The organism is Streptomyces sp. NPDC051320, from assembly GCF_040682175.1.
Lineage (GTDB): Bacteria > Actinomycetota > Actinomycetes > Streptomycetales > Streptomycetaceae > Streptomyces.
Map to the genome: position 1 here is coordinate 211,909 of NZ_JBFBAL010000006.1, position 15,913 is coordinate 227,821.

A 15,913-nucleotide genomic window follows, 5' to 3' on the forward strand; every position below is an offset into this window, starting at 1 on the left:
GCGGGAGCCACGGACCATAGGAGCACGCTAGGACCTGCCTGCCTCCACGAGTTCGGCGAAGTGCACGTCCTCTGCTGCGAACTGCGCGTCTTCGGTGCGCCGTTGGGGCAGCGCGGGCTTCTCGGCCTCCGCGGCCGCACGGGCAGCGGTGGCGACGAACGGCTTCGGGGTACGGAGAACGCGCGGCCGGCCGGTGCCGGCCTGCGCGCGAAGGGTGAACCACACGACCTTGCCGTCCGCGGTGGCCTGGGTGCCCCAGCTGTCACTGAGGGTGGCCACCATGGGCAGCCCGCGGCCGGTGGTGACGAGCGGGCTCGCACACCGCAGCCGGGGCAACCTCGGACAGGCGTCCAGCACGGCCGCGGTCAGGTTCCGGCCGGTCCAGCGCAGTTCCAGAGTGCAGTGCTTGTCCTCACCCGCGTGCAGATGGACGTTGGTGAGAAGCTCACACACGCCCAGACTGACGGGCTGGATCAGCTCTTCCAGCTGCCAGTGGCGAAGGTGCGCTGCGACGATACGCCGGACCTGCGGCACTCGGGTGGGAGTTGCTTCCAAGTCCAGTACGTACTCGCGATGAACTTCAGTGATCACGACTGCGTCTCCTCATCAGGGTGAGCGGCGCTGGGCCGACCTCACCTCGTCTGATATGACAGCCCCGAGGACACCGAAAGTAATCGGGTGAACACACTTTGACTGGAACAAGCGTCCCCCCACGCGGGTGAATTCGCAACGCGCGGCCGCCGTCGCCCCTCCACCTGGGCTTTCGCGGACCGGGTGACGGTGGGCGGCCGCCATTTCGGCCACCCACCGCCACCGCGTTCAGGAGAGGATCAGCTCCGGCGCGTAGAGGTCCAGCCAGAGCGCCAGGTCCAGGGTGCGCTCCAGACCGCGGCGCGAAGCCTGGGTGATCTGTGGTAGCTCGCGTTCGGCTGCGCTGCGCACCCTGGCCCGGTCAACGAGCTCGAAGACCGGGTGGGACGGTTTGGCGAGCAGGTCCTGGGCGTGCTCCTGGAGGGCGATCGCGTACTTGGGGTCCTGGGTGGACGGGTAAGGGCTCTTCACCCGGTCGTACACCGACTTCGGCAGCACGTCTGCCGTCGCCTCCCGCAGCAGGCTCTTCTCCCGGCCGTCGAAGGACTTCAGCGACCACGGAGCGTTGTACACGTACTCGACCAGCCGGTGGTCGCAGAACGGCACCCGCACCTCGAGGCCGACCGCCATGCTCGCCCGGTCCTTGCGGTCGAGCAGCACCCGGACGAAACGGGTCAGGTGCAGATGGCAGATCTTCCGCATCCGGTACTCGAAGTCGCTCTCCCCGGCGAGCCGAACGATGCCACTGACCGCGTCGGCGTAGCTGTCCGCGAGGAACGCCGGCAGGTTCAGAGCGGTGCTCAGTTCCGGGCGCAGCACGTCGGCGTCGTCACCGAAGTGCCGGGTGAAACGCACCAGCCACGGAAACATGTCGGCGTTCCTGGCTTCCTCGTCGAAGAACTGCAGATAGCCGCCGAAGACCTCGTCGGCCGACTCGCCGGAGAGCGCGACGGTCGACTGTTCCCGGATCGCGCGGAAGAGCAGATACAGCGAGGCGTCCATGTCACCGAATCCCATGGGCATGTCCCGCGCGGTGATCATCTTGGCCCGCACGGCCGGGTCGGCCAGCGCGTTCGAGTCGAGGACGATGTCCCGGTGGTCGGTACCCGCAGCCGATGCGACGTCGTGCACGAACGGGGTGTCGGGGGTGGGACGCAGTTCGTCGGCAACGAAGTTCTCCGCCTGGCCCACGAAGTCGACCGCGAAGCTGCGGACCGTCTCACCGGATTCGGCGAGCTTGCGCGCGGCCAGCGCGGTCATGGCGGACGAGTCCAGACCACCGGAGAGCAGAGTGCAGCGCGGCACGTCGGAGACCAGTTGGCGCTCGACGATGTCCTCGAGGAGTTCACGCACCCTGGCGATCGAGGTGTCCCGGTCGTCGGGGTGCGGCCGGGTCTCCAACGACCAGTAGACATGGTGACGCAGCCCGCCGTGGTCGACCGTCACGACGGTGCCCGGTTCGACCTCGTGCATGCCCTCCCAGAAGGCATGGCCGGGCGTCTTGACGAAGGCGAAGAGCTCGCGCAGTCCGTCGAGTCCGACCCGGGCGCGGGCCAGCGGATTCGCGAGGATGGCCTTCGGCTCCGAGCCGAACAGCACTCCGTCCGGGGTCGGGTAGTAGTAGAAGGGCTTGATGCCCATGCGGTCGCGGATCATCACCAGCTTCTGGCTGCGTCCGTCCCAGACCGCGAAGGCGTACATGCCGTTGAGTCGTTCGGCGACAGCTTCGCCCCACTCCAGGTAGCCGTGCAGTACGACCTCGGTGTCGGATTCGGTGGTGAAACGGTGGCCTCGGCCGGTGAGTTCACGGCGCAGTTCGGTGAAGTTGTACGTCTCCCCCGAGTAGACGACGGCGAGCGTGCCCTGTGGTGTCTGAAGCTCCATCGGCTGACGCCCGCCCGGCAGGTCGATGATGGCCAGGCGGCGGTGGCCGAGTCCCACGGGGCCGCTGATCCAGGTGCCGCGGTCGTCGGGACCGCGGCAGGCCATCGTCTCCGTCATCGCGTCCAGCGTCGCGGTTTCCCCGCGGATGTCACGGTCGTAGGAGACCCAGCCGGTGATGCCACACATGTGTTTCCTCCTGTTTCCGATCGCAGGCCGACGCGCCGACGCCCTGCGGGAAGCCGCGCATGTCGCGGGCGAACGATACGCCCGACCACGATCGTTGTAGTCAGCACCTATATGGCGAGCCTGAATCATCCGACCGGGTCGAGTCAACGCGTCCCCGATGGGTCTCACGGCCGCAACCTGGGTGTTTCGGCCGCTCGGCGGCGACCGGCACGGCGCACCCGATACGGGACCACCGGTCATGGCCTGATCATGCCGACCCGCGGGCGCGGCGGAGCGGCATGATCAGGCCACAGGCAAAAACTTGACCAATCAGCCGAGTCAGGGGACCCGGAGCCGCTCGAGCCGTTGTTGCAGGAGTTGCAGCGCGCCGCGCTGGCGGCCCGGCACTCGACGGCGCAGTTCGAGCAGGTCCGGGGCGAGCGTGCGGGCCCGTGCGACGTCGGTGATCTGCTGCCATTCGTGGTGGGCCCGGTCCACGGCCGCCTCGACCTCGGGGTCGTCCGCGCTCGGCCGGCCCTGCAGGCGCGCGCCTGCCGCCATCATCCACAACTCGCAGCTACGGCCTGGGTCCTGGGCCAGATGCGCCAGATCAGCCCGCACCTCCAGCCAGTGCAGCGCCTGCGCCGAACCCGGCCCATGGGCGCGCAGAGCCTCGCTCTCCCAGGCGGCGGCCGCAGCAGCGGCTTCCGTGTGCCGTCCCGCATGGGCGGCCGAGAGTATCGCCGGATGCGGATCCGGGGCGGGGGCAGCTGCTTCGGCGGGCGCGGAGCGGCGGTCGGACTGCCCGGGAATGGGCGCCCGTTCGCGCCGCGTCACCGGTTCACCCTGCGCCGCCGATTCGCGGTGCGCCGCCGGTTCGTGCTGCGGTGTCCGTTCATGTTGCTCCGCACGCGCCCCCGTGGGGCCCGCGGTGAAGAGCCGGGCGCCTTCGGATCCGCTCCGCGCCGCGGCCATTTCGTGCAACTGGTCCATCTGGGGCCTCGCGCCGCTGCGCCAGATCTCGGCCATGGCCTTCAGATAGGCGGGGGTGGCAGTCGCCCGGCGCGCGGGCGGCGGGGCCAGGCGCCCGAACATCGGGACTCCGGGACCGAGACCGAGCCCTGCACCGGAAAGGTGCTGCCAGGTCTCGGCATCCGCGACCAGGTCGACGACCACCGTCGTGGTGCCCGGACTGCGGGCGCTCAGTTCGCCGGCCAGCCAGTGCCACGGCAGGCCGTCGTAGCGCACGGTGGCCGGAGTCGTACGGGCGAGCGCGAGGTGCACCAATCGTTGCCTGCGGTCGAGTTGCAGTTGGCCCGCGAGATAAAGACGCAGCGGACCCGGCGTGGCCGCGACCGCGCGGAGCCGGGTCAGTACGGTCTGCGGCTCCAGCGGATCGGCGAGTTCGACCACGGTCGCCGTCGCGGTACCGGTGAGCGCGCTCGGGGGCACCGCCGCGAGCGGCGCCAGTACGGAGGTCGCGTCCGTCAGCCGACCCCTGCCCGCCGGGGCCACCGCCAGCAGCAGCGCGGTCCCCGGTGTCTTGTCGTCCCCGTCGATCACCACAGCAGCACCGTATCCGGTACGGGGCGCGGTCAGTGACGCAGCCGGTGCCTCCGGTTACCGGTGCACCGCTGGAGGCGCACACCGGCCGGTCCGGTGAAGCGCGGGGCGGAGCGGCGTCATCCCTGCTTGCGGGCGGCCACCACGGTGGCGAGGGCGTCGGTGACGGCGGTTTCGACGGCTGCCTTGTCGATGCCGAGTCCGGCCAGGACGCCCGCTCCGTCCTCGAGTTCCAGCAGGGCGAGCAGGATGTGCTCGGTCCCGATGTAGTTGTGTCCGAGCCGCAGAGCCTCCCGCAAGGTCAGTTCCAGAGCCTTTCGCGCGGACGCGTTGTAGGGGATCAGCTCAGGTACCTCCTGCGCAGCCGCGGGGAGCCCTTGGACCACCGCCCCACGGACCGCGTCGAGTTGGACGCCTTGGGCGAGGATCGCGAACGCGGCGAGCCCCTCGGGCTCGCTCAGCAGGCCCAGCGTCAGATGTGCGGGGCCGATCTCCGTGTTTCCGGCTGCGTGGGCCTCGTTGTGCGCCGCCGTCACGACGTTGCGTGCCCGTGCGGTGAAGCGGCTGAACCCCTGGGCCGGGTCGAGGTCGGCACCCTCGGTGGGGGCCTTGGGTACGAATCGCTTCTGGGCGGCCTGCCTGGTGACCCCCATGCTCTTGCCGATGTCTGTCCAGGAGGCGCCGGAGCGCCTCGCCTGGTCCACGAAGTGACCGATCAGATGATCCGCCACTTCGCCGAGGTGGTCTGCGGCCAGGACGGCGTCGGTCAGCTGCTCCAGCTCATCGGTGTGGACCTTCTTGATGGCTTCGATCAGATCGTCGAGACGGATCTGGGGCGTCAGCGGTACTGGATTCACCATGTGTCAACCTTAAGTTGACACGCGCGAACTGTCAACCGAAGGTTGTCACTCGGAAGCGTCGCCTCGTACCGCTCGGTCCCCGGCCATCGCTACCAGGGCGCGGCCGGGGAGCCCTCCGGCCGTCTCGCGGAGACTGCCAGGTGCTCACCGACCCGGTTGACGAGCAGCGTCCTCTCATACGCGACCTGGCCGATGTCCGCCTCGGCGGCGCCCAGCACGCACAGGCAGCTTCCCTCCCCTGCCGCGGTGACGAAGAGGACTCCCTCGTCGAACTCGACCATCGTCTGCCGGACGGCACCCGCCCCGAAATGCAGCCCCGACCCCTTGGCAAGGCTGTGCAGACCCGAGGAGACGGCCGCCAGATGCTCCGCGTCCTCGCGTATCAGCTCCTGACTCGCACCGGTCACCAGGCCATCGTTGGACAGTACGAGCGCATGCCGGACGTGCTCGACCCGGGTCGTCAGATCGTCCAGCAGCCAGTCGAGTCCCTTACCCAGCGCCATGTTCCGGCCCTCCCCGATCACTCGTTCCGCTGACCCCGCGATGTGCGCCAGCCTCCACCAATGCCGGCCCGTGGGCAAGGAGACGCGCTTCCTCGCACCGGCGCAGAACACCGGCCGACCGACCTGCCGACAGCGGGCCGAACGGGTCGTTCTTCGGCGCATTCGCCGCCCGGGACCAATCCTTCGAAGCTTCCGTGCCGAAGACCAGTGCGTGACGACCACACCGAGAAAATGGATCCGGCCGCCGCTGGCCGCGCTGGCCGGACTGCTCGCAGGGTACGCGGCGCTCGCCGTCGCGGAATTGGTCTCGGCCGCGGTGCGTCCCGAAGCCGGACCGGTGATCGCGGTGGGCGGCGCGGCGATCGACCGCACTCCCCCGGCGCTCAAGGATTATGCGATCCGACACTTCGGGACCCACGACAAACTCGTGCTGCAGCTGGGCATTCTGGCTGTACTGGCGGTGCTGGCGATCGTTCTGGGTCTGCTGGCGCTGCACCACCGGACGGCGGGCGCGGTCGGGGTGCTGCTGTTCGGTGTGGTCGGCGGTGTGGCCGCGACCGGGCGTCCCGACTCCACCGGCATCTCCGACGCGCTGCCTTCGGTGGTCGGCGCGCTGGTGGGAGCCGCGCTGCTGTACTGGCTGGCCGGGCGCCTGGTGGCCGCAGGGTCATCGGCCACGGCCGGCGCCGATGTGCGGGAGGACCGCTGGGATCGCCGCGGTTTCATCGTCGCGGCGACTGCCGCGGCTGCGGCGTCCACCGGCGCGGGAGCGCTGGGCAGAGCGCTGAACAACTCGCGTGCGAACGACGCCGGCGCATCACGGGCCGAGGTGAGACTGCCGAAACCCGCGTCCCCTGCTGCCCCTGTTCCGAAGGGCGCACAGCTCCGGGTTCCCGGCGTCAGTCCCTTCTTCACGCCCAACGGCGACTTCTACCGTGTCGATACCGCTCTGGTCGTGCCCCGGGTCGATGCGGGCACCTGGCACCTTCGTATCCACGGGAAGGGCGTCAGCCGCCCGGTCACCGTGGATTTCCAGGATTTGCTGCACCGCGACCTCATCGAGCGGGACATCACCCTGACCTGTGTGTCGAACGAAGTCGGTGGTCCATACATCGGAAACGCCCGCTGGATCGGCGTACGCCTCGCGGATCTGCTCGAGGAAGCCGGCGTGCGGCCGCCGTCGAAAGGCGGACCCGCCGACCAGTTGGTGGCCCGCTCGGTGGACGGCATGACGATCGGCACCCCGGTCGAGGACATCATGGACGGCCGCGACGCGATGCTCGCACTCGGCATGAACGGCTCGCCGCTGCCCTTCGTCCATGGCTTCCCGGTCCGGATGCTGGTGCCGGGGCTGTACGGATACGTCTCCGCCTGCAAGTGGATCCAGGACATCGAGCTCACCACGTTCGACAGCTACGACCCGTACTGGGTGAAGCATGACTGGTCCAAGAAGGCGCCGGTCAAGACGGAGTCGCGCATCGACACGCCCAAACCCTTCGCCCGTCCCACGACCGGTGTCACGATCATGATCGCTGGGGTCGCCTGGGCACAGCAGCGCGGTATCGACAAGGTCGAGGTCCGGGTGGACGACGGCGCGTGGCAGCGGGCGGATCTCGCCGCCGAGGACACCACCGACACCTGGCGCCAGTGGTCGCTGCCCTGGAAGCCCACATCGGGCCCTCACACACTCACCGTCCGCGCCACCGACCGCACCGGTCGGCTCCAGACCGAGAAACGCACCGACACCATCCCGAACGGAGCGAGCGGCCGGCACTCGGTGTTCGTCACGGCGGGCTGACGGGGCTCGGCCTGTTGCTGGGATCATCCTTGGATGACCGACGCAAACAGAAGAGATGTCCAGGCATTCTTCGGCGCGCGGGCGGCGGGCTGGGATGTGCGCTTCCCCGACGACGGACCGGCGTTCGCCGCTGCCGTCGCCGAGCTGGGGCTGCGCCCCGGCGATGCCGTTCTCGACGCCGGCTGCGGTACGGGGCGGGCGCTGCGTCCGCTGCGTGCGGCAGTGGCGACGGCGGGCTGGGTCATCGGGGCCGATCTGACCCCCGCGATGCTGGAGGCCGCGGTGCGCGCCGGGCGACAACACGACGCGCAACTGCTGCTGGCCGACGTGGCGCGGCTCCCGGTACTCGGCCAGTCGCTGGACGCCGTGTTCGCGTCGGGGCTCATCGCCCATCTGCCCGACCCCGATGCGAATCTCCGAGAACTGGCCAGGGTGGTCAAGCCGGCCGGTGTGCTGGCGCTGTTCCACCCGATCGGGAGAGCCGCGCTCGCCGCCCGGCAGGGCCGCACGCTCACCGCTGACGATCAGCGCGCCCCGTCCCGATTGCGGCGACTGCTGACTGCCACGGGCTGGCGGCTGAGCCGTTACGTCGATGAACCCGAGCGGTTTCTTGCGCTGGCCGTCCGCCGGGACTGAGTTGGGGCCCCGCGCTATGAGGCGGGGCCCACTCGGGAAGAACCAGGGAGTGAGGGCCGGTTCGACTCGTTGCCCGGAGAAGGTGGTCCAGTTGTTGACCAGACTCAGAAGATTCTTCGCCGTCGATCCGGACGGCTCCCCTCCGTTGGGCGAGCAGTCGCGCCGACAGCACAACATATTCGAGGCGGCGGCGGCCTATGTGTCGGCGTCCGCTGAGGACGATTTCGACCGGATGGACCAGGCCGTGCGATGGGTGTCGCCGGAAGCTCTGTCGTTCGGCGTCAGCGAACTGGCCTGCCGGGCCGTCATCGCCCTGGCTCGCGAACGCGGCGAAAGCCCGCAGGCGGTGGCCCGCGAGCTCCTCGGGCTGCCGACGGTTTGACCTCTCCGGTGGTGGTTTCCGGGCCCCGCACTCGACGCCGGGGTTACCCACTGGTTATGGTGCGCCGACGACTGATCAACCAGGAGGCGGCCGTGACCGGGACGGACGATGCCGACGACGATGCACTCTATGTGCTGACTGCGGTATTGCTGACCCCAGCTCAGTTTCCGAGCGTGCTCGGCGACGACTACCCGTCGGCGTGCGAGGCGCTCGGCCTCGCGCCGTACCCGGACGGGTACGGCGTCGTGCTCGGGCAGGACGGGACCGGCGCGCGGTGGACGGTGGTCATCGACGATGTGTCGCTGGTCGCGGTCGCCATCGCGTCGTGGGACTGCGGTATGGAGTACGACCTCTCACCGGACGACCGCTCCATCGTCGTCTCGCTGCCGGGCTGGCCGCTCGCGGTGGCCGTCGCGGCGCCGGGACTGCCCGCGCCGCACGATCCCCGCACCGAGGGCGGCCGACCACCGCTCGCGCCGCCCGACACCGACGCCTGGGGCCCCGCCCAGCGGCGGCTCGGCGCCGATGAGATCGCCTCGCAGTGGGCTGCCTGGCGCGAACAGCTCGGCGGCGCGGAGAGCTTCAGCGCGCCGGCGGACTCCGGAGGCAAGCCGTCAGGACCGGCCCGGCGTGTCATCGAAGAACTGCTCTGCTATGTGGACTCGCCGCCACCGCCCGGACGCATACGGTCCTCCTTCGCACCCGACGGGGCCCGCACCCTGCGCGCCGAGGGGCCCGGGTGGTCCTTGGTCGCCAGGACGGACGACATCGCCTTTGTACTGCTCGACGACCGGCCGGGCGAAGTGGTGCCGGTCGGGCGCGGGCCGGAGCTGCCCGGACTGCTGAAGGCGCTGGACACGCTGGCCGTACGGCCCGCCTGAGCGGGGAGCAGGACCGGGCCGGAGGAGCGGGACCGGGCCGGAGGAGCAGGGCCGGGCCGGAGGAGCAGGGCCGGGCCGGAGGAGCGGGACCGGGCGCCGAGCGGCCGGCCGGTCAGACGACTTCGAGGGCCCGGTGCGGCCCGTCCGGCAGTTCGGCCACGATCGGGTCACCCGGCCGTACCACACCGCCTGCCACCACCACACTCATGATCCCGGCCTTGCGGACGAGGGTGCCGGCGTCGTCGCGCCCGACCATCTGCTTGAGCAGTCCCTGCTGGAAGTTGTCGATCTGCAGGCAGGGGTTGCGGAGACCGGTGACCTTCACCACGGCGCTGTCGCCGAGGCGGAGCAGCGTCCCCGTAGGCAGTCCGAGCAGGTCGATCCCCCTGGTCGTGACGTTCTCACCGAGTTGACCCGGTGCCAGGTCGAAGCCCTCGCCGCGTGTCTCCTCGAAGAGCTCTTCGTGCATCAGGTGCACCTGACGGAGATTGGGCTGTGTGGGGTCCTTCGCCATCCGCGAACGGTGCTTCACCGTGACGCCCGCATGGACGTCGCCCTCCACACCCAGACCCACCCGCAGGGTGATGCTCTCGCGGTTCGGCTTGGTGAAGGAGTATGCGCCGTTGCTGCTGACCGTCGTGACCCTGCTGTCCGCCATGGGAGCCCCCTCGTCGTGCCGGTGATCGTTCCCCGACGATAACCCGGCGCGATCCGAGGGGGTCGGGGAGCGGCGGTCAGCGGCCGATCTCCTTGCGGGTGATCCTGCGCAGCCTCCGGCGCTGGCCGGAGTCCAGCAGCAGATACGCCACGACGGGCACTCCGATCAGCACCAGCAGGGCCGGGAAGAAGCCGATCAGGGGAATCAGGATGACGCCGGCGACCACGCCTCCGACGGCGATCATTGCGGGCTTGGACATCTTCGACGCCTCCTCAGTGGCTACTGCCACTCTCTGACTACAGGAACGCACGGCTGCGACTCGCGGTTCCGCCAGGTCCTGTCCAGCCGATCTTTGCCGGGCCCGGAACGACAGGACCTATCCGGACACCGTACTCGCGGCGCGCAGCGGCTCACCGACCTGATGCATGTGCGTGAGCGCCTGCCGGTAGGAGTCGATCAGCGAGGTCTGCGCATACGGCATGCCCAGTGCCTCGCAGTGCTCTCTCACCAGCGCCTGGGCGCGGCGCAGGTGGGGACGCGGCATGCTGGGGAAGAGGTGGTGCTCGATCTGGTAGTTCAGGCCGCCGAGCAGCCAGTCGGTGATCACTCCGCCGTGCACGTTCCGCGAGGTCAGCACCTGTCGCTGAAGGTGTCCCCAGCGCTCGCCGTCGGGGTCGGGCATCTCCATGCCCTTGTGGTTGGGAGCGAAGGTCATTCCGAGGTGCAGGCCGAAGAGCGCGTGGTGCACCAGGGCGAACACGACCGCCTTGCCCGGGGACATCACCATGAGGAGCAGCGTGGTGTACGCAGCCAGGTGCGTGAACAGCAGGATTCCCTCGACCGCCCGTTCGCCGGCGGGCTGACGGGACTCGTCGTCCTTGGCGAGCACCGTGCGGAATCCGTAGACCTTCAGGGCGATGCCTTCGAGCAGCAGCAATGGGAAGAACAGCCGCGCCTGGTTGCGGGTGAGCCAGCGGGCCAGACCTTCGCGCTCCGCCGCCTGGTTCTGCGTCCAGACCATGACGCCGACCCCGACATCGGGGTCCTTGTCGACGTGGTTCGGATTTGCGTGGTGCCGGTTGTGCTTGTCGTTCCACCAGCCGTAGCTCATCCCGAGCAACAGGTTGCTGTGGAACAGCCCGACCGCCCTGCTCACCCTGCGGTCGCCGGATATCTGCGCGTGTCCGGCGTCATGGCCGAAGAACGCGGTGCGCGACCAGAGCACCGCCAGCGGTACCGCGAGCGCCAGGGTCCACCAGGAGTCACCGGTGAGGACCATGCCGGCCACCGTCGCGGCGAGCGCCAGCAGATTGGTGGTCATGCTGAGGCCGTACCAGCCGGTGCGCCGCGCGAGGAGCCCGTGCGCCTTCACCGTCCTCAGCAGGGGGGCGAAGTCACTGCCCGTCTTCTGCTCGGGTTGAACGAGCAGCGCGGCGGTGTACGGCATGTCGGTCTCCGGTCTGTTGGCCCATGCGCTGACCTCATGAAACGTAGGGCTTCGTGACCCTGCGGAGCCATGGCGCCATCACCCGTACAGGGAGGGGGAAAGCCCCCTGCCGCAGGGGTGGTGCTGCCTCCACCCTCAGTCGGCCCCGCCGAGTCTCATGGTGGTGTCGTTCGCCGGGCATCTCCGGTGAGGTACCCTCGGCGATCCCGGCCCACAGTAGTCAAATTTGAGGAATGCGCTATCGCTGTGCACGGACATCCCACGGCAACGCTCTCCGAGATCGCCCCGCTCTCCCGCTGCTCCGCGGTGTTTCTGGCTGCGGACCCGGCCCGTGCCGGCCGGGTCGCCTTCTGGCACCCCGATGACAGCGAACCCCCGAACCACGGCTCCCTCGAGGAGCTGATCGTCGTCGGCGGTGACACCCGGCCGTACTCCGTACGGGCGATGGTGCTGACCGTACAGCAAGCCCTGCCCGTCCTCACCCGCGCCCGCGCCTCCGCTCAGTCGTCGGCTGCCGCTGCGTTCTGGGGCGCGGCCGCCGTACTCGCGCTTCAACTCGCCGCCCGCGGGCGGTTGCTGCCCGGTGTGAGCGCCGCGGGCCACGACATCTGGCGGCTCGGCCCGCTCTCGGCAGCCGACCTGGCACGGGTGCGCGAACTGGCCGCCGCCATGCCGCCGGAGGCACACGCCGCACCGCTGGACCCGACACGGGACCCGGTCCTGCTGCCCCAACCCGAGCGACTGGTACGTGACTTCCTCGACGCGGTCGCCGACGGACTGCCCCGTACACCCGCGGCGCCCTTCGCGGCCGGCGGCGCCGCCTTCACCGCGGACACACCCCAGCCGGTGTCCGAACAGCGGTCCTGGGCGGCCGACATCGCCGCGGCGCAGGACGAAGGTGTACGGATCTCACTTCGGGTGGAACTGCTCCACCGGAAGGCGGAAGTCAGCGGCACCGAGCCCGAAACGGGGCCCGGCTTCCGGGCGGTCCTGCAACTGCACAGCGTCGGCGACCCGTCCCTGGTCGCCGACGCCGCGGCGGTATGGTCCGGCGAAGCGGCCGGGTTCGGGCCGCGTGCCCGGATGGATGCACTGCTCGCCATGCGCCGGGCCGCAGGCGCCTGGGCCCCGCTGGCTCCCCTACTGTCGGCCGCCGTGCCGGACGCCGTCGAGCTGGCCGACGAGGACATCACCGAACTGCTCGGCGAGGCCGCCCCGGCCCTCGCCGCCTGCGGGGTGCACGTGCACTGGCCGCGGGAACAGGCCGGGACACTGACGTCGCGAGCCGTCATCGGTCCGGCCGCATCGGATTCCGACCGGCCCGGTCCGGCCGACAGGCTGTCCTCCGCCGCGCCGTCCGTCCTCTCCGCCGATGCGCTGCTGTCGTTCAACTGGTCGTTCGCGCTGGGTGATCGCCGACTGAGCCGGAGCGAACTCGACCGACTCGCCGAAGCCGGCAGACCGGTGGTACGCCTGCGTGATCAATGGGTGCTGATCGACCCGGCCGAGGCCAGGCGCGCCCGCGACGCTCAGGACCGCAAGGTCACCCCGCTCGACGCGCTCAGCGCCGCCCTGGCCGGCAGTACCGAGGTCGACGGTCACCGGGTCGATGTCACCGCCACCGGCTGGCTCGCGCAGTTGCGCGACCGGCTGGCCGACCCGGAAGGCGCCGTCGGGCAGGTGGTCGGACAGCCGGCCGCGCTCGCCGCGTCGCTGCGCGACTACCAGCTGCGCGGCCTGAACTGGCTGCACCGGATGACCTCGCTGGGGCTCGGCGGCTGCCTGGCCGACGACATGGGCCTCGGCAAGACCATCACGCTGATCGCGCTGCATCTGCACCGGCAGACCGACGAGGCGTCGGCGGGCCCCACCCTGGTCGTCTGTCCGGCCTCGCTGATGGGCAACTGGCAGCGGGAGATCGAGAAGTTCGCGCCGGGTAAGGCAGTACGCCGTTTCCACGGGACGTCCCGGAAGCTGGCGGACCTGGCCGACGGGGAGTTCGTCCTCACCACATACGGCACGATGCGGCTGGACACCGAAGGGCTGCGCGGGACGCGTTGGGGTCTGGTCGTCGCCGACGAGGCGCAGCACGTGAAGAATCCGTACTCCGCGACGGCCAGGCAGCTACGGACGATCGACGCGCAGGCGCGTGTCGCGCTGACGGGGACTCCGGTGGAGAACAACCTCTCCGAACTGTGGGCGATCCTCGACTGGACCACCCCGGGGCTGCTGGGCCGGCTGGGCCACTTCCGCAGGCACTACGCCCGCACCATCGAGGGCGGAGCGGACCCGGCCGCTGCCGAGCGGCTGTCGCGGCTCGTCGCCCCGTTCCTGCTGCGCCGACGCAAATCCGACCCGGGGATCGCGCCGGAACTCCCGCCCAAGACGGAGACCGACCTGGTGGTCTCCCTCACCGGGGAGCAGACCGGCCTGTACGAGGCGGTGGTTCGGGAGACCCTGGCGGAGATCTCGGGAACCGACGGCTTCGCCCGGCGCGGACTGGTGGCGAAGCTGCTCACCACGCTGAAGCAGATCTGCAATCACCCCGCGCAGTACCTCAAGGAGGAGTCGCCGCGCATCGAGGGGCGTTCGGGCAAGCTGGAGCTGCTGGACGAGTTGCTGGACACCATCCTCGCCGAGGGCGCGGGTGTGCTGGTGTTCACCCAGTACGTGCAGATGGCGCGGCTCATCGAGAAGCATCTGGCGGCTCGCGCGGTACCCACCCTTTTCCTGCACGGCGGCACGCCGATCGCCCGGCGCCAGGAGATGGTGGACCGGTTCCAGGCGGGCGAGGTCCCCGTCTTCCTGCTGTCGTTGAAGGCAGCGGGCACCGGGCTCAACCTGACCGGCGCAGCCCACGTCGTGCACTACGACCGCTGGTGGAACCCGGCTGTCGAGGCGCAGGCCACCGACCGGGCCTACCGCATCGGGCAGACCAGAACCGTACAAGTGCACCGGCTCATCGCCGAGGGAACCATCGAGGACCGGATCGCCGAGATGCTCGACCGCAAACAGGAGCTCGCGAACGCGGTCCTGGGCTCCGGTGAGGCGGCGCTGAGCGAACTGACCGACGAAGAGCTGGCGGATCTGGTGAAACTGCGAGGGAGTGGGCGATGAACGCTGCGGACGGACACGAGCGCACCTTCGCACCGCCGGGCCCCGCGGGCGGCCGGGGCTTCGCGCAGAGCTGGTGGGGCCGGGCCTGGCTGAAGGCGCTGGAGGACACCGCTCTCGACGGTGCGCAGCTCAGGAAGGGGCGGACGTACGCCCGGAAGGGAGCGGTCGGCGCGGTATCGGTACGACCGGGACGGATCACGGCCGTGGTGCAGGACCCCGACTCCTCCCGCTGCCGCAGCGATGTGCTGTTGCAGCAGCTGAGCGACCAGGAATGGGACAGTTTCCTCGACATGGCCGTGGACAGGTCGGGCCACATCGCGGCACTGCTGGACCGGGAGATGCCGCCCCATCTGGTGGAGGACGCGGCTGCGGCCGGTGTTGACCTGCTCCCCGGCATAGGGGATCTGGAGCCGGAGTGCTCCTGTGACTCCTGGGACCACTGCCCGCACACGGCGGCTCTCTGCTACCAGGTGGCCCGTCTGCTGGACCAGGACCCCTTTGTGCTGCTGCTGATGCGGGGACGCGGCGAGCGGGAGATCCTCGGCGAACTCCAGGCGCGCAGCATGTCCCGGGCGGCGCGGCCCGGACCCGAAGCACACGGCACACCGGCGGACCGCACACCGGCTGACGGCACACCGTCTGATGGCACAGCAGCGCACGGCAGCCGGCAGGAGACCGTGCAGGAGGGGGTACGTGCCGATGAGGCATTCGCCGCCCTGAGTCTGCTGCCGCCCCTGCCGCCTCTCCCCGCGCCGCCCGACGGGCCCGGCCGGCCACCGTCGCTCGACACCGCGTCGGGGCCGCCGCCCGGCATCGACCCCGCCGCGCTGGAGTTCCTCGCCGCGGATGCCATCGCCCGGGCCTGTGCCCTGCTCGCCGAAGCGGTGGAACCGGATCACGAACACCGGCCGGTGGAAGCGGGCCTGACGCCGGGGCAGGACGCGGTACGGCTGGCCGCCACTGCCCCCGAGGGACGGATCACGGCCCGGCTCGCCGAGGGATCGGGCCGCGACCCGGCCGCACTGGCGCTCGCGGTGCGGGCCTGGCAGTGCGGTGGCGCGGCCGCGCTGGCCGTGCTGGAGGAGCGGTGGACGCCGGGGACGGAGGCGCTCGCCCGAGCCCGCGCCCAGCTCGAGCAGGCCTGGGAGGACGGCGTCCGCCCCGGTCTGGAGGGGGAGCGCGATCGCTGGACCGTGGCGGGCGCGGAGGCGCAACTGCGGTATGGACGGGACGGTCGCTGGTGGCCGTACCGCAAGGACCGCGGCCGCTGGACACCCGTCGGGCCCGGGGATCATGATCCGGCTGCCGCTCTGGCCGTGGTGAACGACGAGGGGTGAGCGCCGCACCGCCCGATGGCACACGTCCGCCTGCACCCGGTCCGCCCCCCGGTATTTCGTCATGGCACTTAACAAATTACTATCCAGGAGC

14 protein-coding genes are annotated in these 15,913 nt (G+C 70.3%); 6 read left to right on the forward strand and 8 right to left on the reverse strand.

What is annotated here, in order from left to right:
* Nucleotides 1–27: 27 nt before the first annotated feature.
* From AB0M87_RS15745 to AB0M87_RS15765, 5 genes are all read right to left on the reverse strand, one after another.
* The gene (locus tag AB0M87_RS15745) at nt 28–591 is read right to left on the reverse strand and encodes an ATP-binding protein (RefSeq protein WP_365853032.1); all 564 of its coding nucleotides are present in this window, start codon (nt 589–591) and stop codon (nt 28–30) included.
* Nucleotides 592–819: 228 nt separating this feature from the next.
* Nucleotides 820–2,661 (reverse strand): asparagine synthase (glutamine-hydrolyzing), encoded by a 1,842-nt coding sequence (gene asnB, locus AB0M87_RS15750; RefSeq protein WP_365853034.1) that lies wholly within the window; start codon nt 2,659–2,661, stop codon nt 820–822.
* 318 nt (nt 2,662–2,979) lie between these two features.
* Nucleotides 2,980–4,206, reverse strand: a complete 1,227-nt coding sequence (locus AB0M87_RS15755) for a hypothetical protein (protein WP_365853036.1) — start codon at nt 4,204–4,206, stop codon at nt 2,980–2,982.
* Between the two features lie 116 nt (nt 4,207–4,322).
* Nucleotides 4,323–5,063: a Clp protease N-terminal domain-containing protein gene (locus AB0M87_RS15760; protein ID WP_365853038.1), complete on the reverse strand. Its 741-nt coding sequence runs from the start codon at nt 5,061–5,063 to the stop codon at nt 4,323–4,325.
* Nucleotides 5,064–5,152: 89 nt separating this feature from the next.
* A complete protein-coding gene (locus tag AB0M87_RS15765; RefSeq protein WP_365853040.1) occupies nt 5,153–5,566 on the reverse strand; it encodes a roadblock/LC7 domain-containing protein in 414 nt (137 codons plus the stop codon).
* Between the two features lie 211 nt (nt 5,567–5,777).
* On the opposite strand from AB0M87_RS15765, the gene AB0M87_RS15770 reads away from it, so the two are divergent.
* From AB0M87_RS15770 to AB0M87_RS15785, 4 genes are all read left to right on the forward strand, one after another.
* Nucleotides 5,778–7,364 (forward strand): molybdopterin-dependent oxidoreductase, encoded by a 1,587-nt coding sequence (locus AB0M87_RS15770; RefSeq protein ID WP_365853042.1) that lies wholly within the window; start codon nt 5,778–5,780, stop codon nt 7,362–7,364.
* A 33-nt stretch (nt 7,365–7,397) separates the two neighbouring features.
* Nucleotides 7,398–8,000, forward strand: a complete 603-nt coding sequence (locus tag AB0M87_RS15775) for a methyltransferase domain-containing protein (RefSeq protein ID WP_365853044.1) — start codon at nt 7,398–7,400, stop codon at nt 7,998–8,000.
* Between the two features lie 91 nt (nt 8,001–8,091).
* Nucleotides 8,092–8,382: a hypothetical protein gene (locus AB0M87_RS15780; RefSeq protein WP_365853046.1), complete on the forward strand. Its 291-nt coding sequence runs from the start codon at nt 8,092–8,094 to the stop codon at nt 8,380–8,382.
* 92 nt (nt 8,383–8,474) lie between these two features.
* Nucleotides 8,475–9,263, forward strand: coding sequence for a hypothetical protein (locus tag AB0M87_RS15785; RefSeq protein ID WP_365853427.1), 789 nt, complete (start codon nt 8,475–8,477; stop codon nt 9,261–9,263).
* Between the two features lie 112 nt (nt 9,264–9,375).
* Here AB0M87_RS15785 and AB0M87_RS15790 read toward each other — a convergent pair whose 3' ends face one another.
* The 3 genes from AB0M87_RS15790 to AB0M87_RS15800 all read right to left on the reverse strand — a co-directional run bounded on the left by AB0M87_RS15790 (nt 9,376) and on the right by AB0M87_RS15800 (nt 11,368).
* A complete protein-coding gene (locus tag AB0M87_RS15790) occupies nt 9,376–9,921 on the reverse strand; it encodes an MOSC domain-containing protein (protein WP_365853048.1) in 546 nt (181 codons plus the stop codon).
* A 76-nt stretch (nt 9,922–9,997) separates the two neighbouring features.
* Nucleotides 9,998–10,180 carry a hypothetical protein gene (locus tag AB0M87_RS15795; protein ID WP_365853050.1) on the reverse strand — a complete coding sequence of 61 codons (183 nt, stop codon included), beginning with the start codon at nt 10,178–10,180 and terminating at the stop codon, nt 9,998–10,000.
* 117 nt (nt 10,181–10,297) lie between these two features.
* Entirely contained in the window at nt 10,298–11,368 is a 1,071-nt protein-coding gene (locus tag AB0M87_RS15800; RefSeq protein ID WP_365853052.1) for an acyl-CoA desaturase, read from the reverse strand.
* A gap of 246 nt (nt 11,369–11,614) precedes the next feature.
* Between AB0M87_RS15800 and AB0M87_RS15805 the strand changes: the two genes are divergently transcribed.
* Nucleotides 11,615–14,485 carry a DEAD/DEAH box helicase gene (locus AB0M87_RS15805; RefSeq protein WP_365853054.1) on the forward strand — a complete coding sequence of 957 codons (2,871 nt, stop codon included), beginning with the start codon at nt 11,615–11,617 and terminating at the stop codon, nt 14,483–14,485.
* Nucleotides 14,482–15,822: an SWF or SNF family helicase gene (locus AB0M87_RS15810; protein WP_365853056.1), complete on the forward strand. Its 1,341-nt coding sequence runs from the start codon at nt 14,482–14,484 to the stop codon at nt 15,820–15,822. The genes AB0M87_RS15805 and AB0M87_RS15810 overlap by 4 nt, the downstream gene beginning before the upstream one ends.
* The last annotated feature ends 91 nt before the right edge of the window (nt 15,823–15,913 follow it).

Excerpts from the sequence above, each read along its gene's own strand:
- asnB (WP_365853034.1), bottom strand. The coding sequence starts at position 2,661 with ATGTGTGGCATCACCGGCTGGGTCTCCTACGACCGTGACATCCGCGGG.
- AB0M87_RS15760 (WP_365853038.1), bottom strand. The coding sequence starts at position 5,063 with ATGGTGAATCCAGTACCGCTGACGCCCCAGATCCGTCTCGACGATCTG.
- AB0M87_RS15765 (WP_365853040.1), bottom strand. The coding sequence starts at position 5,566 with ATGGCGCTGGGTAAGGGACTCGACTGGCTGCTGGACGATCTGACGACC.
- AB0M87_RS15775 (WP_365853044.1), top strand. The coding sequence starts at position 7,398 with ATGACCGACGCAAACAGAAGAGATGTCCAGGCATTCTTCGGCGCGCGG.
- AB0M87_RS15790 (WP_365853048.1), bottom strand. The coding sequence starts at position 9,921 with ATGGCGGACAGCAGGGTCACGACGGTCAGCAGCAACGGCGCATACTCC.
- AB0M87_RS15795 (WP_365853050.1), bottom strand. The coding sequence starts at position 10,180 with ATGTCCAAGCCCGCAATGATCGCCGTCGGAGGCGTGGTCGCCGGCGTC.
- AB0M87_RS15800 (WP_365853052.1), bottom strand. The coding sequence starts at position 11,368 with ATGCCGTACACCGCCGCGCTGCTCGTTCAACCCGAGCAGAAGACGGGC.
- AB0M87_RS15810 (WP_365853056.1), top strand. The coding sequence starts at position 14,482 with ATGAACGCTGCGGACGGACACGAGCGCACCTTCGCACCGCCGGGCCCC.